The following is a 13,615-nucleotide window of genomic DNA, read 5'->3' as shown; positions in this document are numbered from 1 at the left end:
GCATGCCCTGTTTTCTATATATTTTGCACAATTATACTATTTTTACATTTAGTTATAATTTCTGAATATTAATCCATCAAAATATTCATTCGTCAAGGCATGCCTTGTCTGTCTATATGAATATTGTATATCATTGGTACAGGGCATGCCCTGTACCTACAATTTGATTAATCAATTTTCGGCTTATCGCCTTTTTCAACACAATTTTTACCAACAGTCACCTTAGATTTATTCTCTAAAGATGGTAATTCATACATTGTTTCAAGCAATAATTCTTCTACAATCGAGCGTAATCCCCTTGCACCTGTTTTACGATCCATCGCTTTTTTAGCGATAGCAAGCAGAGCATCACGAGTAAATTTAAGCGCCACATTTTCCATTTTAAATAGAGCTTGATATTGTTTAATGACTGCATTTTTAGGTTCTGTTAAGATCTGTACTAGTGCCTTTTCATCTAACTCTTCCAAAGGTGTAACCACAGGTAAACGACCAATTAACTCTGGAATTAAACCAAATTTAACTAAATCTTCAGGCTCAACTTGTTTAAATAATTCAGTGAGAGCTTGGCGATCTTTATCTTTTTTCAATTCAGCTTTAAAACCAATGCCCCCTTTTTTATTTGCTCGTTGTTCGATAATTTTATCTAAACCAGTAAATGCCCCACCACAGATAAACAGGATTTTCGAAGTATCCACAGGAATGGTTTCTTGTTTAGGGTGCTTACGTCCTCCTTGAGGATTAATGTTTGCAACCGTTCCTTCAACCAGTTTTAATAGAGCCTGCTGAACACCTTCTCCTGATACATCACGTGTAAGAGATGGATTTTCAGATTTTCGGGTGATTTTATCGATCTCATCAATAAAAATAATACCTCGTTCTGCTTGTTCAACGTCATAGTCACAGCTCATTAAGAGTTTTTGAATGACATTTTCAACATCTTCGCCCACATAACCCGCTTGAGTAAGCGTCGTTGCATCAGCCACAGCAAAAGGCACATTTAAACGGCGAGCCATTGTTTCTGCCAATAACGTTTTACCACTTCCTGTTGGACCAATAAATAATACATTACTTTTACTTAGTTCAACACCATCTGTTTCTTTGTTATCACTTAGGGCATTACGTAAACGTTTATAATGGTTATAAACCGCCACGGAGAGTACTTTTTTCGCATGTTCTTGACCGATAACATATTCATCTAAATGACGATGTATCTCGTGAGGTGTTGGGATCTGTTCAAAAAAAGATTGTTGCTGTTCGTCTTTTTCATCAATTAATGGCTCTTCACTACTATTAATTAAATGGAAAGAATATTCGATACATTCATTACAAATATGATCATCATTTTCGCCAACTAATGCATCAACTTCATTTTTACGTTTACCACAAAAATTACAATGGGGCATTTTTTCAAAATCAGACATTATTTACTCCCTCGAGAGTGGACGACTTCATCAACTAAACCATATTTTTGAGCTGCTTCTGCTGACATAAAATTATCACGATCAGTATCTTGTTCAATAACAGACAGAGGTTGTCCTGTATGTTCACTTAAACGCTCATTTAAGGTTTGTTTAATTTTTAAAATTTCTTGAGCGTGGATTTGAATATCAGAAGCCTGTCCTCTAAAGCCCCCTAAAGGCTGATGGATCATCACACGAGCGTGAGGTAACGCAAAACGTTTGCCTTTTTTTCCTGCTGAAAGTAAAAAAGCACCCATTGAACAAGCTTGACCAATACACACAGTGCTAACATCAGGTTTGATAAAGTTCATTGTATCAAAAATTGCCATACCAGCAGTAACAGAACCACCTGGTGAATTAATATAAATACTGATATCTTTTTCAGGATCTTCTGACTCTAAAAATAATAATTGAGCGACAATCAAATTTGCCATATTGTCTTCAACTTCACCGCTTAAGAAAATAATGCGTTCTTTTAGTAAGCGAGAATAAATATCAAAGGCTCTTTCGCCTTTTGACGTTTGCTCTACCACCGTTGGAATAAGAGCATTGTTAGGAATTATCATATTTTTTCCTTTTTATAAATTGATAAAAACAGCTCATTTTACCAGACTTTAATAAGGAATAAAAACGAGTTATGTAATTTTTAAAGAGAGTGAGTTATAGATCGTCATTCTTTCCAAATAAAGAAATAATAAGTGATTTCTTAATCATTTATATTTTAATAGATGATCTTTAGTATTACTTCAAGTAAAATGTGTCTGTATTTTAAATAAAAATGATTTTTTAACCTCTATGGAGATGTTCTTATGGCTATGAATAATATTCTTGGATTATTCGCTGAATCCCCCCTTAAACCCCTTCAGAAACACTCAACGAAAGTAACAGAGTGTTGTGAATTATTAGTTCCTTTTTTTGAACAAACCTTTAAAGAAGATTGGGATAATGCGGAAGATTATCGTGCTCAGATAGGATTACTTGAACATCAAGCAGATGATTTAAAAAAAGAAATTCGCTTAAAACTTCCTCGAGGATTGTTTATGCCAATTGAACGTACTGATTTATTAGAGCTTGTTACACAACAAGATAAATTGGCTAATTTTACTAAGGATATTGCAGGGCGTGTAATTGGTCGTCAATTACTAATACCTAAACAGATTCAAGAAGATTTTAACTACTTTGTTAAACGTAGTATTGATGCCGTTCATCAAGCTCATAAGGTTATTCACGAAATGGATGAATTACTTGAAACAGGCTTTCGAGGGAGAGAATTGAATTTTGTTAATAAAATGATTTTAGAGTTAGATACCATTGAAGACGACACAGATCAATTACAACGAGTTCTACGTAAAGAATTATTACAGATTGAATCACAATTAAATCCGATTGATGTGATGTTCCTATATAAAATTATTGAGTGGGTTGGTGTGTTAGCTGATCAGGCTCAACGTGTTGGTTCTCGAATTGAACTAATGCTGGCTAAATCATAGCTTAGGAGGAAGTAATGGAATTAATTCAACAATATGGTCATATATTAATTATTATTACCGCTATTTTTGGTTTTTTTATGGCATTTGGAATAGGGGCTAATGATGTTTCTAATGCAATGGGGACTTCTGTTGGTTCAGGTGTTTTAACCATTAAACAAACAATTATTATTGCAATAGTGTTTGAATTTGCAGGAGCTTATCTTGCGGGTGGTGAAGTGACACAAACCATTAAAGGGGGCATTATTGATGTTAGTTTATATGCTGATATGCCTGATGTATTAGTGCTTGGGATGATGGCATCACTATTTGCTTCAGGAACTTGGCTTTTAATTGCATCTCGTATGGGATGGCCAGTTTCAACTACTCATTCTATTATTGGTGCAATTATTGGTTTTGGTTGTGTTACAGCTGGAACAGAATCGGTTGAATGGAGTAAAATCTTAGGAATTGTCGGTAGTTGGTTTGTTACTCCTTTTGTTGCTGGTGTTTTCGCTTATCTTGTTTTTTCTAGTACACAACGCTTAATTTTTGATACGTCAAAACCTGTTGAGAATGCTAAAAAATATGGTCCTTATTATATGGGATTAACTGCATTTGTATTGTGTGTGGTCACAATGAAAAAAGGATTAAAGCATATTGGATTACATTTAGAATGGTCAGATGTTTTTATTGTTTCATTAATTATTGCAATTATTTCAACGGTTGCGTGTCATTTTTATTTTAAAAAATCCGCTTTTGATAAAATTGAAGGTGATAGTTTTGAAAGTGTGGAGAAAGTATTTGGCATTTTGATGGTCATTACCGCTTGTGCAATGGCATTTGCTCACGGTTCAAATGATGTTGCCAATGCAATAGGACCTTTGTCTGCGGTAGCATCTATTGTTGAAACTGGTGGTCAAGTTGCGGGTAAAACAGCCCTTGCTCCTTGGATTTTACCTCTTGGAGGTGCTGGAATTGTAGTGGGGTTAGTTGTATTAGGTTATAAAGTAATGGGAACCATTGGAACAGGTATTACCGAATTAACGCCAAGTCGTGGTTTTGCAGCACAATTTTCCTGTGCGACTACTGTGGTTATTGCCTCAGGAACAGGATTACCAATTTCAACAACTCAAACCCTAGTAGGGGCAATTTTAGGTGTTGGTTTTGCTCGAGGAATTGCAGCATTAAACTTAAATGTAATTAGAAATATTGTTGCTTCTTGGGTTATTACCTTACCTGCAGGTGCATTTATTTCGATTATTATTTATCATATTTTAAATACTATTTTTCGTTAGGATATAACAACAAAAGAAAGTGCTTAGCACTTTCTTTTTTACATAAAGGAATAAAACAATGCGTTTACGAATTATACCATTTACTTTAATATTATTAGGTACTCTACTACCTTTGTCTGGGCAGGCAGAAGATTTTTATTACGTTACTGATGATCTAAGTGAATATGTAAGAAAAGGTGCTGGAAATGATTATAAAATAGCAGGAACGGTACAAGCGGGTGAAAAAGTAATTGTTCTGGAAAGAAAAAATAATTACTCACTTATTCAAGATACAAAAAATCGTCAGGTTTGGATCTTAAATAATAAGTTAACCACAGAACCACCGTCAAAACAAAAAATTCCTGTTTTAGAAAGACAAATTGAGGAATTAACATTAAAACTGAATAAGATAGAAAGTGATTGGCAACATCGAACAGGAGAAATCCGTCGTCGATTAACTCAAGCAGAACAACAAAGTAGAACGCTGTTAGACATAAATGCACAATTAAAACGAGAAGTCAGCATCTTAAAGAATAAAAATAAAGAGCTTGAGATTATGCAAGATGTTGAACAGCGTGAAATAATGATCAAATGGTTTATGTACGGAGGCACAGTATTAGGAATCGGTTTACTGTTAGGGCTATTAATTCCATTTATTTTGCCAAGGAAAAAACAAAAAAGTGGATGGAGTTAACGGTGGCGACCTATATCGTAGGAGATTTACACGGCTGTTTCGATGAATTAACACAATTACTACAACAAGTAAGTTTTGATGTTAATAAAGATGAATTATGGCTAACTGGCGATCTTATTGCTCGGGGAGACAAATCGTTAGAGTGTTTGCGTTTCGTTAAATCTCTCGGGGACAAAGCAACTACGGTATTAGGTAACCACGACTTGCATTTACTTGCCACTAATCTTGGTATAAAAAAAGTCAATGCAAGGGATAAATTAGATGCATTATTGATGGCAGAAGATAAAGAAGAATTACTCGAATGGCTTCGCCATCAGCCTCTATTTGTCCAACATCCTAAATATAGTTTTTTATTAAGTCACGCAGGGATTAGCCCTGAATGGGATCTAAAAACAACCCAACAATGTGCGAAAGAAGTAGAAACTCTATTGCAAAGTGAGGATTATCAATATTTATTGCAAAATATGTATGATAACTCACCGCTTGCTTGGAATGAAAATTTATCAGGAATGGAACGCTATCGTTATATTATTAACGCATTCACTCGAATGCGTTTTTGTAATGACAAAAAACAATTAGATTTTCAATGTAAACTTTCACCTCAAGATGCACCACCCACATTGAAACCTTGGTTCTTATTGGATAATCCTCTTTATAAACAACATAATATCTTATTTGGACATTGGGCGGCATTACTTGGTTATAGTACTCCTCCTCATATTTACTCACTAGATACAGGTTGTGTTTGGGGGCATCATTTAACGATGATCTGTTGGGAAACTCAAAAAATATTTACTCAACCGCGTTTAAATAAAATTACTTAATTATTCATTTAAAATGTGCAAAAAGATCAAATTATCCTACCGCTATGCTTTGTTAAAGACACATCTTCATAAGCGGTCGTAGATATCTACATAATTGCAAAAAGTTGTCAGAATGTGATCGCTATCTCTTAATCAATATAATTCAGTATGTTGCTCTTTATAATTATGATAATATTTAGTTACCGAGTTTTGTTTTAGAAAATTATTAAAAATAAAAATGTCAAACGAATTAAATACCCAAATTAGCCAAATTATCGCATCAGAATTAACGGTGCAACCAAAGCAGATTTTATCTGCAATGAACCTATTAGATGAAGGAAATACGATTCCTTTTATTGCTCGTTATCGTAAAGAAGTGACGGGCGGACTTGATGATACGCAATTACGCCACTTTGAAACACGTTTGATGTATTTACGAGAATTGAACGATCGCCGTCAAACTATTTTAAAATCTATTGAAGAACAGGGTAAACTTGATGACGATTTACGCCATAAAATTGAAAATACCCAAAGCAAAACAGAATTAGAAGATCTTTACTTACCTTATAAACCTAAACGCCGAACTCGTGGGCAAATCGCGATTGAAAATGGATTAGAGCCGTTAGCTACAACACTTTGGGAAGAACCAAATCAAACACCTGAAACCCTCGCAGAAAGCTATTTGAATGAAGAAGTCAAAGATGTTAAATCAGCATTAGATGGTGCGAGATATATCTTAATGGAACGCTTTGCTGAAGATGCTCAACTACTGGCTAAATTACGTCATCATCTTACCCAAAATGCGACCCTTGAAGCAAAAGTGATTGATGGAAAAGAGGTTGAAGGGGCAAAATTCCGTGATTATTTTAACTATTCTGAACAGTTTAAAAAAATTCCTTCTCATCGTGCCTTAGCCATTTTACGTGGGCGAAATGAAGGCATTTTAAATGTCTCTTTAAATGCCGATCCTGAACAAGATGAAGCAATTCGTACTAGTTATTGTGAAGAGATTATTCGTGATCATTTAGGGGTACAATTTAATGGTTTAGCCTCGGATACGTGGCGTAAACAAGTGATTGCGTGGACGTGGAAAATTAAAACATCATTGCATCTAGAAACAGAATTGATGACGACCTTGCGAGAAAAAGCCGAAGAAGAGGCGATTGATGTTTTTGCTCGAAATCTTACCGCTTTATTGATGGCGGCACCTGCTGGGGCAATAAATACAATGGGGCTTGATCCGGGTTTACGAACAGGGGTGAAAGTTGCCGTAGTGGATAATACGGGTAAATTATTGGCAACGGATACTATTTATCCGCATACGGGGCAGGCAGATAAAGCGGCTCACAGCATTTATACCTTAGGCAAAAAATACAATGTGGATTTGATTGCGATTGGTAATGGTACGGCATCTCGTGAAACAGAACGTTTTGTGGCAGAAACCCATAAAAAATATAGCGATTGGAAAGCTCAAACCGTTGTGGTTAGCGAGGCTGGGGCATCGGTTTACTCTGCCTCTGAATTTGCCGCTCAAGAATTTCCTGAGTTAGATGTATCGTTACGTGGTGCGGTGTCTATTGCTCGCCGTTTGCAAGATCCATTGGCGGAATTAGTGAAAATTGAACCAAAAGCGATCGGCGTGGGGCAGTATCAACACGATGTCAACCAAACGCAATTAGCTCGCAAATTAAATGCGGTGGTGGAAGATTGTGTGAATGCGGTAGGTGTGGATATTAACACGGCGTCTGCACCACTTTTAACCTGTGTGGCGGGTATGAATAAAACCCTTGCACAAAATATTGTGGCATACCGTGATGAAAATGGACGTTTTACGGCTCGTAGTCAGCTTAAAAAAGTGGCTCGTTTAGGACCAAAAGCCTTTGAGCAATGTGCAGGATTTATGCGAATTTTAGATGGAAAGAACCCGCTTGATCGTTCAAGTGTCCACCCTGAGGCGTATCCTGTGGTAGAAAAAATCTTGCAAGCGACAGAGTTAAGTTTAAGCGACTTAATGGGCAATAGCACACGCATTCATCAGCTGAATGCGTCACAATTTGTGGACGATAAATTTGGTTTACCAACCGTGAATGATATTTTCAAAGAGCTTGAAAAACCAGGGCGTGATCCTCGAGGCGAGTTTAAAACAGCGACCTTTATGGATGGGGTGGAAGAAATTAAAGATCTTGTTGAAGGAATGATCTTAGAAGGTACGGTAACCAACGTAACGAACTTCGGTGCGTTTGTGGATGTGGGCGTACACCAAGACGGTTTAGTGCATATTTCAATGTTAGCAAATACTTTTGTGGACGATCCTCACAAAGTGGTTAAGACGGGCGATATTGTTAAAGTTAAAGTCTTAGACGTGGATATTGCACGTAAACGTATTGCGTTAACAATGCGATTAGATGAAAAATCTGCCCCTAAAAAAGATCAAAATAGAGATGAACAAGCGCCAAGAAGCAGAACAACAGCAAATAATCCAAAATTTGCAAAAAATTCACAAAAAGTAATCGCTACAAATTCAGCAATGGCAGATGCTTTTGCGAAGTTAAAGAGAAGATAGATGAAATTGTACCACGGTAGTAATATTGAAGTGACAAAACCAAAATTACTTACTAATCAAAGATTACTTGATTTTGGTGCAGGTTTTTATTTGACTTCAAGTTTGCAACAAGCAACTCGTTGGGCAGAGTTAAAAACGAAAAGAGAGCAAAAAGGTGCTCCTATTGTGTCTGTCTTTGAATTTGATACTGAATTAATATCAGAATTAAAGGTAATAAGATTTGAATGTGCAGATGAAAAATGGTTAAAATTTGTTACTGAGCATCGTAAACAGATAAGTCAATTATCCGATTGGGATTTGATTATTGGACCTGTTGCAGATGATAATACAATGCCTGTGTTAAATCTTTATTTTGATGGCATTTTAAATGAAGATGAAGCAATTAAACGTTTATTACCACAAAATTTAAAAGATCAATATACATTCAAAACAACAAAAGCATTATCCTTACTAACCTTATTTGAGATAATAAAATGACAGAAAAAGATTTTGTAAGATTTCTTGATTATTATGATAGAGAAGTGATTTCACTTATTATTGAAAAATATGGCTTTGGTGAGATGGAAGCACTACGTGATTTTATTCAATCTGAAACCTATCAAATGCTTGCGGATACTGAATTAAAAATGTGGGATTTCTCTCCAAAAATTATTTTTGATTTATGGGAATGTGAAAAAATAACAGGTGATCCTAGAAATTCTATTTATATTAAAGGGGCATAAAATGAAAAAAGAACTGCAATTTTTTATTTATTTGCTTGAACATTATGCACATTATAAAAAGACAACCGCAACGGAAATATTACATACTTGGGATAGATTAGCACTGACGGATTTTATTTATGATATGTATGAAATGTATCACAGTGAGCGATTAGAAAATGCCTTTGAAGATATTGATAATTTAGTTGCCAAAAAGGATCAAAATGTTAGCAAATAAACTTGGTATCACAGATGATTTAGCATTGGCAAAAGCCGAAGAAAAGCAAACCAAAATAAAAGCCTTATTACTTTTTGTGAAGTTTATATGACAGGAATTGATGCAAGTTACCACTATGAAGGTTACAGTGTCTTTAACACTAAAGATCTTAAAAATTATTAAGATTTTTATTACTATGATTTTTTAATCAGGAGAACCAAAAATGAAAAACAAGTTAGCAATTTCATTCTTATTTAGTGCATTAACCGCAGGGTTTGTCGGTGTGGCGAATGCGACTGAAAAAGATGCAGGTGTGGAATTAACCGTATTACATACTAATGATCATCACGGTCATTTTTGGCGTAATAAACACGGTGAATACGGTATGGCAGCTCGCAAGACTTTGATTGACAATATTAGAAAAGAAGTGGCAGATCAAGGTGGATATAGCTTACTGTTTTCTGGTGGAGATATTAATACTGGTGTGCCAGAATCAGATATGCAAAATGCAGAACCTGATTTTAAAGGAATGACAAAACTTGGTTATGATGCAATGGCATTAGGTAATCATGAGTTTGATAATCCGTTAAGTGTTTTGAAAAAACAACAAAACTGGGCAAACTTTCCTTTCTTAGCTGCCAATATTTATGATAAGAAAACGGGTGAACGTGTATTTAAACCTTATCAAATCTTTATTAAAGGTGGGGTAAAAATTGCGGTAATTGGTTTAACGACTGAAGATACAATGAAAATAGGAAATCCTGAGTATATTTCAGGTTTAGAGTTTCGTAGTCCAGTTGAAGTTATTAAACAGTTAATACCTGAAATTAAGCAAGCCGAAAAGCCTGATTTGATTTTTGCTATTACTCATATGGGGCATTATCAAAATGCAAATTACGGTATTAATGCACCAGGCGATGTAACTTTAGCTCGTTCATTACCTGAAGGTTATTTAGATATGATTATTGGTGGACACTCACAAAATCCTGTGTGTATGGAACCAAATCTAGAAACTTACGATCCAAACTTTAAACCAGGCAAAGATTGTCGTCCTGATAGACAAAATGGGACTTGGATTGTGCAAGCGCACGAATGGGGTAAATATGTAGGGCGAGCAGATTTCAATTTTAAAGAGGGTAAATTAGTACTCAATGAGTACAAACTGATTCCTGTGAACTTGAAGAAAAAAGTAAAAATTGATGGTAAAAAAGTACGTCAATTAGTGGCGGATGAAATCAAAGAAGATCAAGAAATGTTAAGTTTCCTCACTCCATATCAAGAAAAAGGGGAAAAAGCACTGAATGTAAAAATTGGTCAAAGTGATGCAAAATTAATTGGAGATAGAGACATTGTTAGAACACAGCAAACTAATTTAGGGCGTTTAATTGCAACCGCTCAAAAAGAAAAAGTACAGGCTGATGTAGGAATTATGAACTCTGGTGGTGTGCGTGATTCTATTGAAGCAGGTGATATTACTTATAAAGATGTGTTAAAAGTGCAACCTTTTGCAAATACGGTAGTAAAAGCAAATATGAAAGGGGCAGATCTTAAAAAATATCTTGAAGTTATTGCCGTACCTAAAGCCGTTGGTGCAGGTGCATATCCTCAATTTTCTGGTATTTCAATGACGGTTAAAAACGATGGAATACATAATGTAAAAATTAACGGGGAAGCATTAGATAATGATAAAGTTTATACCTTTACCGTTCCAAGTTTTAATGCTGCTGGTGGAGATGGTTATCCAAAATTAACGGATTTCATTAATACAGGCTTTGTAGATGCAGAAGTATTAAAAAGCTATATTCAATCACACTCTCCATTAAAAATGGCAGATTATGAACCTAAAAATGAAGTAGTATTTGAAAATCAATAAGTTATTACATAGCCTCTCATTTGAGAGGCTTTTTTGTATTTTATGGAGTTAAAATATACAATAAAAATATTATTATCCGACAGAATGAGTTGAAAAAGTGACAACCTAATTAATCAAAATAGTAGTGAACAGTTTGTCACAATACTGTTTGAGAGATATAATCAACTTGCAGAAAATTGCGTAACTAAATAAAAAGATCAATCAAACAAGCGGTAAGATGTTGATGAAAATTTGCAAATTTTTTACTTTATCTTACCGCTTGATTTCTATACGGATAAGGAAAAGATATGTCAAAAATAACGAAACAACAAATTTTAGATGCAGCTTTGTATCGCTGTGCAATTCGTGATTATGATCCCACTAAAAAAATTAGTGAAGAGGATTTTAATGTCATTTTAGAATTAGCACGTTTATCACCAAGCTCAGTAGGATCAGAACCGTGGAAGTTTTTAGTAATACAAAACCCTGAATTACGTCAAAAACTCAAACCTGTTAGTTGGGGAATGAAAACACAGCTGGATAATGCGAGTCATTTGGTGTTTTTATTAGCTCATAAAAATATGCGTTATGATACCGATTTCTTTCGTCAAAAATTGCAAAGTCGTGGTTTGAGTGGTGAGAAATTAGACCAAAAACTGAATGATTACAAAAACTTCCAACAACACGATATTGCTATTTTAGACAGTGAACGCACTTTATTTGATTGGACGAGCAAACAAACGTATATCGCACTTGGCAATATGATGAACGGAGCGGCAATGATGGGCATTGACTCTTGTCCCGTTGAAGGAATGAATTATAAAGCGGTGACTGATATTTTAGTGGAAGCAGGGTTATTTGACCCAAATGAATACGGAGTTTCAGTGGCGGTAACTTTTGGTTATCGCAGTGATAAACCATTACCTGAAAAAAGCCGTAAAAAAATGGACGATATTGTGGTTTGGGCTGAGTAAATTGAGAGGTAACAAGAATGGATAATTTAATTGCAGGAAACCTACGTTTTGAAAAAATGCAAGGCGTAGGCACAATGGATATTAATTTTGCCAAAGATAAGAATACTTATGTATTAATTGGTGAAAATGGAATAGGCAAAACGAAGTTTTTAGAAAGTTTATTTACGACTTTGCTACTTAGCAATCAGCAAGTATTAATAAAACAACCTTATATCTTAAATCAACGCCTACCTTTTAGCGGGGTGAAAATTAGTGGGAAAGAATTTAAAAAAAATAATGATGAAGGGTTTTGCCCAACTAAAGAAGATTTTATGAATTTCATAATTAATCCATTTCCTATTGTTTACCTTTCAGCGTCTAATCGAAGTAATATTGATAGAGTTGACTCACCTGTTAAAAATATGGGGAGCAACCAAACTAGACGAGAAGAGTATTTAGAATATTTAATAGGATGCTTTGATCATTACGAAAATGAATTAAAAAATTTAAATATGAAAGTTAATTTGGAAGAATGGATTATCCAACGAGCCCAATCGTCCAATAAATATCAAACTAAAGAAGATAATCGAGAAATTGAAATACATACATTATTGACCTTATTAAATAAAATGGATAACCGTATTGACGGTTCGTTTTTAGAAATTTCAGGAGATAATCGAGTATTTATTAAAGTTGAAAATCAAAAACGAGAATTATCAGAATTATCCAGCGGTTTTACTGCTATTTTAAAGTTATTACAGGGAATTATTGCAGGTTATAGTTATTTCACTAATGAAACCCAAATTCAAAATGTTCGTGGATTTGTATTAATTGATGAAATTGAAAGCCACTTACATAATGAGTGGCAAGTAAAAATAGTGCCATTATTAAAAACGTTATTCCCAAATACCACTTTTGTTATTACTACTCATTCATCGTTAGTGATTAGTCAGTTAGAGCAAGGTGAAGCTTACCGTTTAGAACGTGCTGATGATGGCGTTGTTTATGGCAAAGAGATTAAAAATCCAAATAAAATTACTTTTGTTGATTTAATGCAAAATGCGTTTAATGTAGATTTAAATCAGTTAAAAATTGATCGAGCAAATCAATCTAATCAGGAGCAAGGAAAAGCAGCCTTATTAAATTTGATTAAAAGTGAATTGGATAAAATGGAGAGTAAATAATGAAAGGATATTTATTAGATACTAATTTTTTAATTTATTTATCAAAAAATAATGATGATCCTGATAAACAAGAAATCTTAAAAGAAATGCAAAATATTTTAGAAGATCCTTATTCAAAATTATTTACAACACCACTGATTTCTTATGAAGTTTTACGTGGCGTAGAGTGGCAAGACGAACAAAAGTTATCAGAACTAAAAGCAATCTTGAATAGTTTTGAAATGCTTGATGTAGAAAATGAAGTTTCAGAGCTTGCAGCAAATCTATACCGTTTTGATATGTATGAAAGTCAACAAAAAAGTGTAGATAGAAATTTTGATAAAAGACGCTTTGATACTTTTCATTTTGCAACAGCTAAAGTAAATCATTTAGAGATTTTATCAAAAGATAAAGATATGAAATCGCTTGATGATTTATATAGTAGAATGCAAAGAAATTAGTTTAA

At 34.4% G+C, this 13,615-nt stretch carries 14 protein-coding genes; 12 read left to right on the top strand and 2 right to left on the bottom strand.

Annotated features, from left to right (window positions below):
* Positions 1-167: 167 nt before the first annotated feature.
* Both clpX and clpP read right to left on the bottom strand, forming a co-directional pair.
* On the bottom strand, positions 168-1,421 hold the full coding sequence (gene clpX, locus KGI96_RS06740) for an ATP-dependent protease ATP-binding subunit ClpX (RefSeq protein ID WP_211597878.1): 1,254 nt from the start codon (positions 1,419-1,421) through the stop codon (positions 168-170).
* The gene (gene clpP / locus KGI96_RS06735) at positions 1,421-2,026 is read right to left on the bottom strand and encodes an ATP-dependent Clp endopeptidase proteolytic subunit ClpP (protein ID WP_211597877.1); all 606 of its coding nucleotides are present in this window, start codon (positions 2,024-2,026) and stop codon (positions 1,421-1,423) included. The genes clpX and clpP overlap by 1 nt, the downstream gene beginning before the upstream one ends.
* A 243-nt stretch (positions 2,027-2,269) precedes the next feature.
* Between clpP and KGI96_RS06730 the strand changes: the two genes are divergently transcribed.
* The 12 genes from KGI96_RS06730 to KGI96_RS06675 all read left to right on the top strand — a co-directional run bounded on the left by KGI96_RS06730 (position 2,270) and on the right by KGI96_RS06675 (position 13,610).
* On the top strand, positions 2,270-2,950 hold the full coding sequence (locus KGI96_RS06730; protein ID WP_211597876.1) for a TIGR00153 family protein: 681 nt from the start codon (positions 2,270-2,272) through the stop codon (positions 2,948-2,950).
* A gap of 14 nt (positions 2,951-2,964) precedes the next feature.
* The gene (locus KGI96_RS06725; protein WP_211597875.1) at positions 2,965-4,224 is read left to right on the top strand and encodes an inorganic phosphate transporter; all 1,260 of its coding nucleotides are present in this window, start codon (positions 2,965-2,967) and stop codon (positions 4,222-4,224) included.
* A gap of 58 nt (positions 4,225-4,282) precedes the next feature.
* Positions 4,283-4,897 carry a TIGR04211 family SH3 domain-containing protein gene (locus tag KGI96_RS06720; RefSeq protein ID WP_211597874.1) on the top strand — a complete coding sequence of 205 codons (615 nt, stop codon included), beginning with the start codon at positions 4,283-4,285 and terminating at the stop codon, positions 4,895-4,897.
* A gap of 2 nt (positions 4,898-4,899) precedes the next feature.
* Entirely contained in the window at positions 4,900-5,721 is an 822-nt protein-coding gene (apaH, locus tag KGI96_RS06715; RefSeq protein ID WP_211597873.1) for a bis(5'-nucleosyl)-tetraphosphatase (symmetrical) ApaH, read from the top strand.
* Between the two features lie 217 nt (positions 5,722-5,938).
* Entirely contained in the window at positions 5,939-8,263 is a 2,325-nt protein-coding gene (locus KGI96_RS06710; protein ID WP_211597872.1) for a Tex family protein, read from the top strand.
* Entirely contained in the window at positions 8,264-8,740 is a 477-nt protein-coding gene (locus KGI96_RS06705) for a DUF3990 domain-containing protein (RefSeq protein WP_211597871.1), read from the top strand.
* The gene (locus KGI96_RS06700; protein WP_211597870.1) at positions 8,737-8,985 is read left to right on the top strand and encodes a hypothetical protein; all 249 of its coding nucleotides are present in this window, start codon (positions 8,737-8,739) and stop codon (positions 8,983-8,985) included. The genes KGI96_RS06705 and KGI96_RS06700 overlap by 4 nt, the downstream gene beginning before the upstream one ends.
* Position 8,986: 1 nt before the next feature.
* On the top strand, positions 8,987-9,202 hold the full coding sequence (locus KGI96_RS06695) for a DUF3791 domain-containing protein (protein WP_211597869.1): 216 nt from the start codon (positions 8,987-8,989) through the stop codon (positions 9,200-9,202).
* Between the two features lie 202 nt (positions 9,203-9,404).
* The gene (ushA, locus tag KGI96_RS06690) at positions 9,405-11,054 is read left to right on the top strand and encodes a bifunctional UDP-sugar hydrolase/5'-nucleotidase UshA (RefSeq protein ID WP_211597868.1); all 1,650 of its coding nucleotides are present in this window, start codon (positions 9,405-9,407) and stop codon (positions 11,052-11,054) included.
* Positions 11,055-11,341: 287 nt separating this feature from the next.
* Entirely contained in the window at positions 11,342-12,007 is a 666-nt protein-coding gene (locus tag KGI96_RS06685) for an NAD(P)H-dependent oxidoreductase (protein WP_211597867.1), read from the top strand.
* Between the two features lie 17 nt (positions 12,008-12,024).
* Positions 12,025-13,170 (top strand): AAA family ATPase, encoded by a 1,146-nt coding sequence (locus KGI96_RS06680; protein WP_211597866.1) that lies wholly within the window; start codon positions 12,025-12,027, stop codon positions 13,168-13,170.
* The gene (locus KGI96_RS06675) at positions 13,170-13,610 is read left to right on the top strand and encodes a type II toxin-antitoxin system VapC family toxin (RefSeq protein WP_211597865.1); all 441 of its coding nucleotides are present in this window, start codon (positions 13,170-13,172) and stop codon (positions 13,608-13,610) included. Before KGI96_RS06680 ends, KGI96_RS06675 begins: the two co-directional genes overlap by 1 nt.
* The last annotated feature ends 5 nt before the right edge of the window (positions 13,611-13,615 follow it).

This window comes from Phocoenobacter atlanticus subsp. cyclopteri (genome assembly GCF_018343795.1).
In the GTDB taxonomy this organism is placed as follows: Bacteria; Pseudomonadota; Gammaproteobacteria; order Enterobacterales; family Pasteurellaceae; genus Phocoenobacter; species Phocoenobacter atlanticus.
The sequence above is the reverse complement of the archived record's forward strand: the minus strand, read 5'-3'. Positions and strand labels throughout refer to the sequence as shown.

What these genes read in the sequence shown, in the direction of transcription:
- KGI96_RS06705 (WP_211597871.1), top strand. Translation starts at nt 8,264, where the DNA reads ATGAAATTGTACCACGGTAGTAATATTGAAGTGACAAAACCAAAATTA.
- KGI96_RS06710 (WP_211597872.1), top strand. Translation starts at nt 5,939, where the DNA reads ATGTCAAACGAATTAAATACCCAAATTAGCCAAATTATCGCATCAGAA.
- KGI96_RS06680 (WP_211597866.1), top strand. Translation starts at nt 12,025, where the DNA reads ATGGATAATTTAATTGCAGGAAACCTACGTTTTGAAAAAATGCAAGGC.
- KGI96_RS06685 (WP_211597867.1), top strand. Translation starts at nt 11,342, where the DNA reads ATGTCAAAAATAACGAAACAACAAATTTTAGATGCAGCTTTGTATCGC.
- KGI96_RS06730 (WP_211597876.1), top strand. Translation starts at nt 2,270, where the DNA reads ATGGCTATGAATAATATTCTTGGATTATTCGCTGAATCCCCCCTTAAA.
- KGI96_RS06675 (WP_211597865.1), top strand. Translation starts at nt 13,170, where the DNA reads ATGAAAGGATATTTATTAGATACTAATTTTTTAATTTATTTATCAAAA.
- KGI96_RS06695 (WP_211597869.1), top strand. Translation starts at nt 8,987, where the DNA reads ATGAAAAAAGAACTGCAATTTTTTATTTATTTGCTTGAACATTATGCA.
- KGI96_RS06720 (WP_211597874.1), top strand. Translation starts at nt 4,283, where the DNA reads ATGCGTTTACGAATTATACCATTTACTTTAATATTATTAGGTACTCTA.
- KGI96_RS06700 (WP_211597870.1), top strand. Translation starts at nt 8,737, where the DNA reads ATGACAGAAAAAGATTTTGTAAGATTTCTTGATTATTATGATAGAGAA.
- KGI96_RS06725 (WP_211597875.1), top strand. Translation starts at nt 2,965, where the DNA reads ATGGAATTAATTCAACAATATGGTCATATATTAATTATTATTACCGCT.
- clpX (WP_211597878.1), bottom strand. Translation starts at nt 1,421, where the DNA reads ATGTCTGATTTTGAAAAAATGCCCCATTGTAATTTTTGTGGTAAACGT.
- clpP (WP_211597877.1), bottom strand. Translation starts at nt 2,026, where the DNA reads ATGATAATTCCTAACAATGCTCTTATTCCAACGGTGGTAGAGCAAACG.
- ushA (WP_211597868.1), top strand. Translation starts at nt 9,405, where the DNA reads ATGAAAAACAAGTTAGCAATTTCATTCTTATTTAGTGCATTAACCGCA.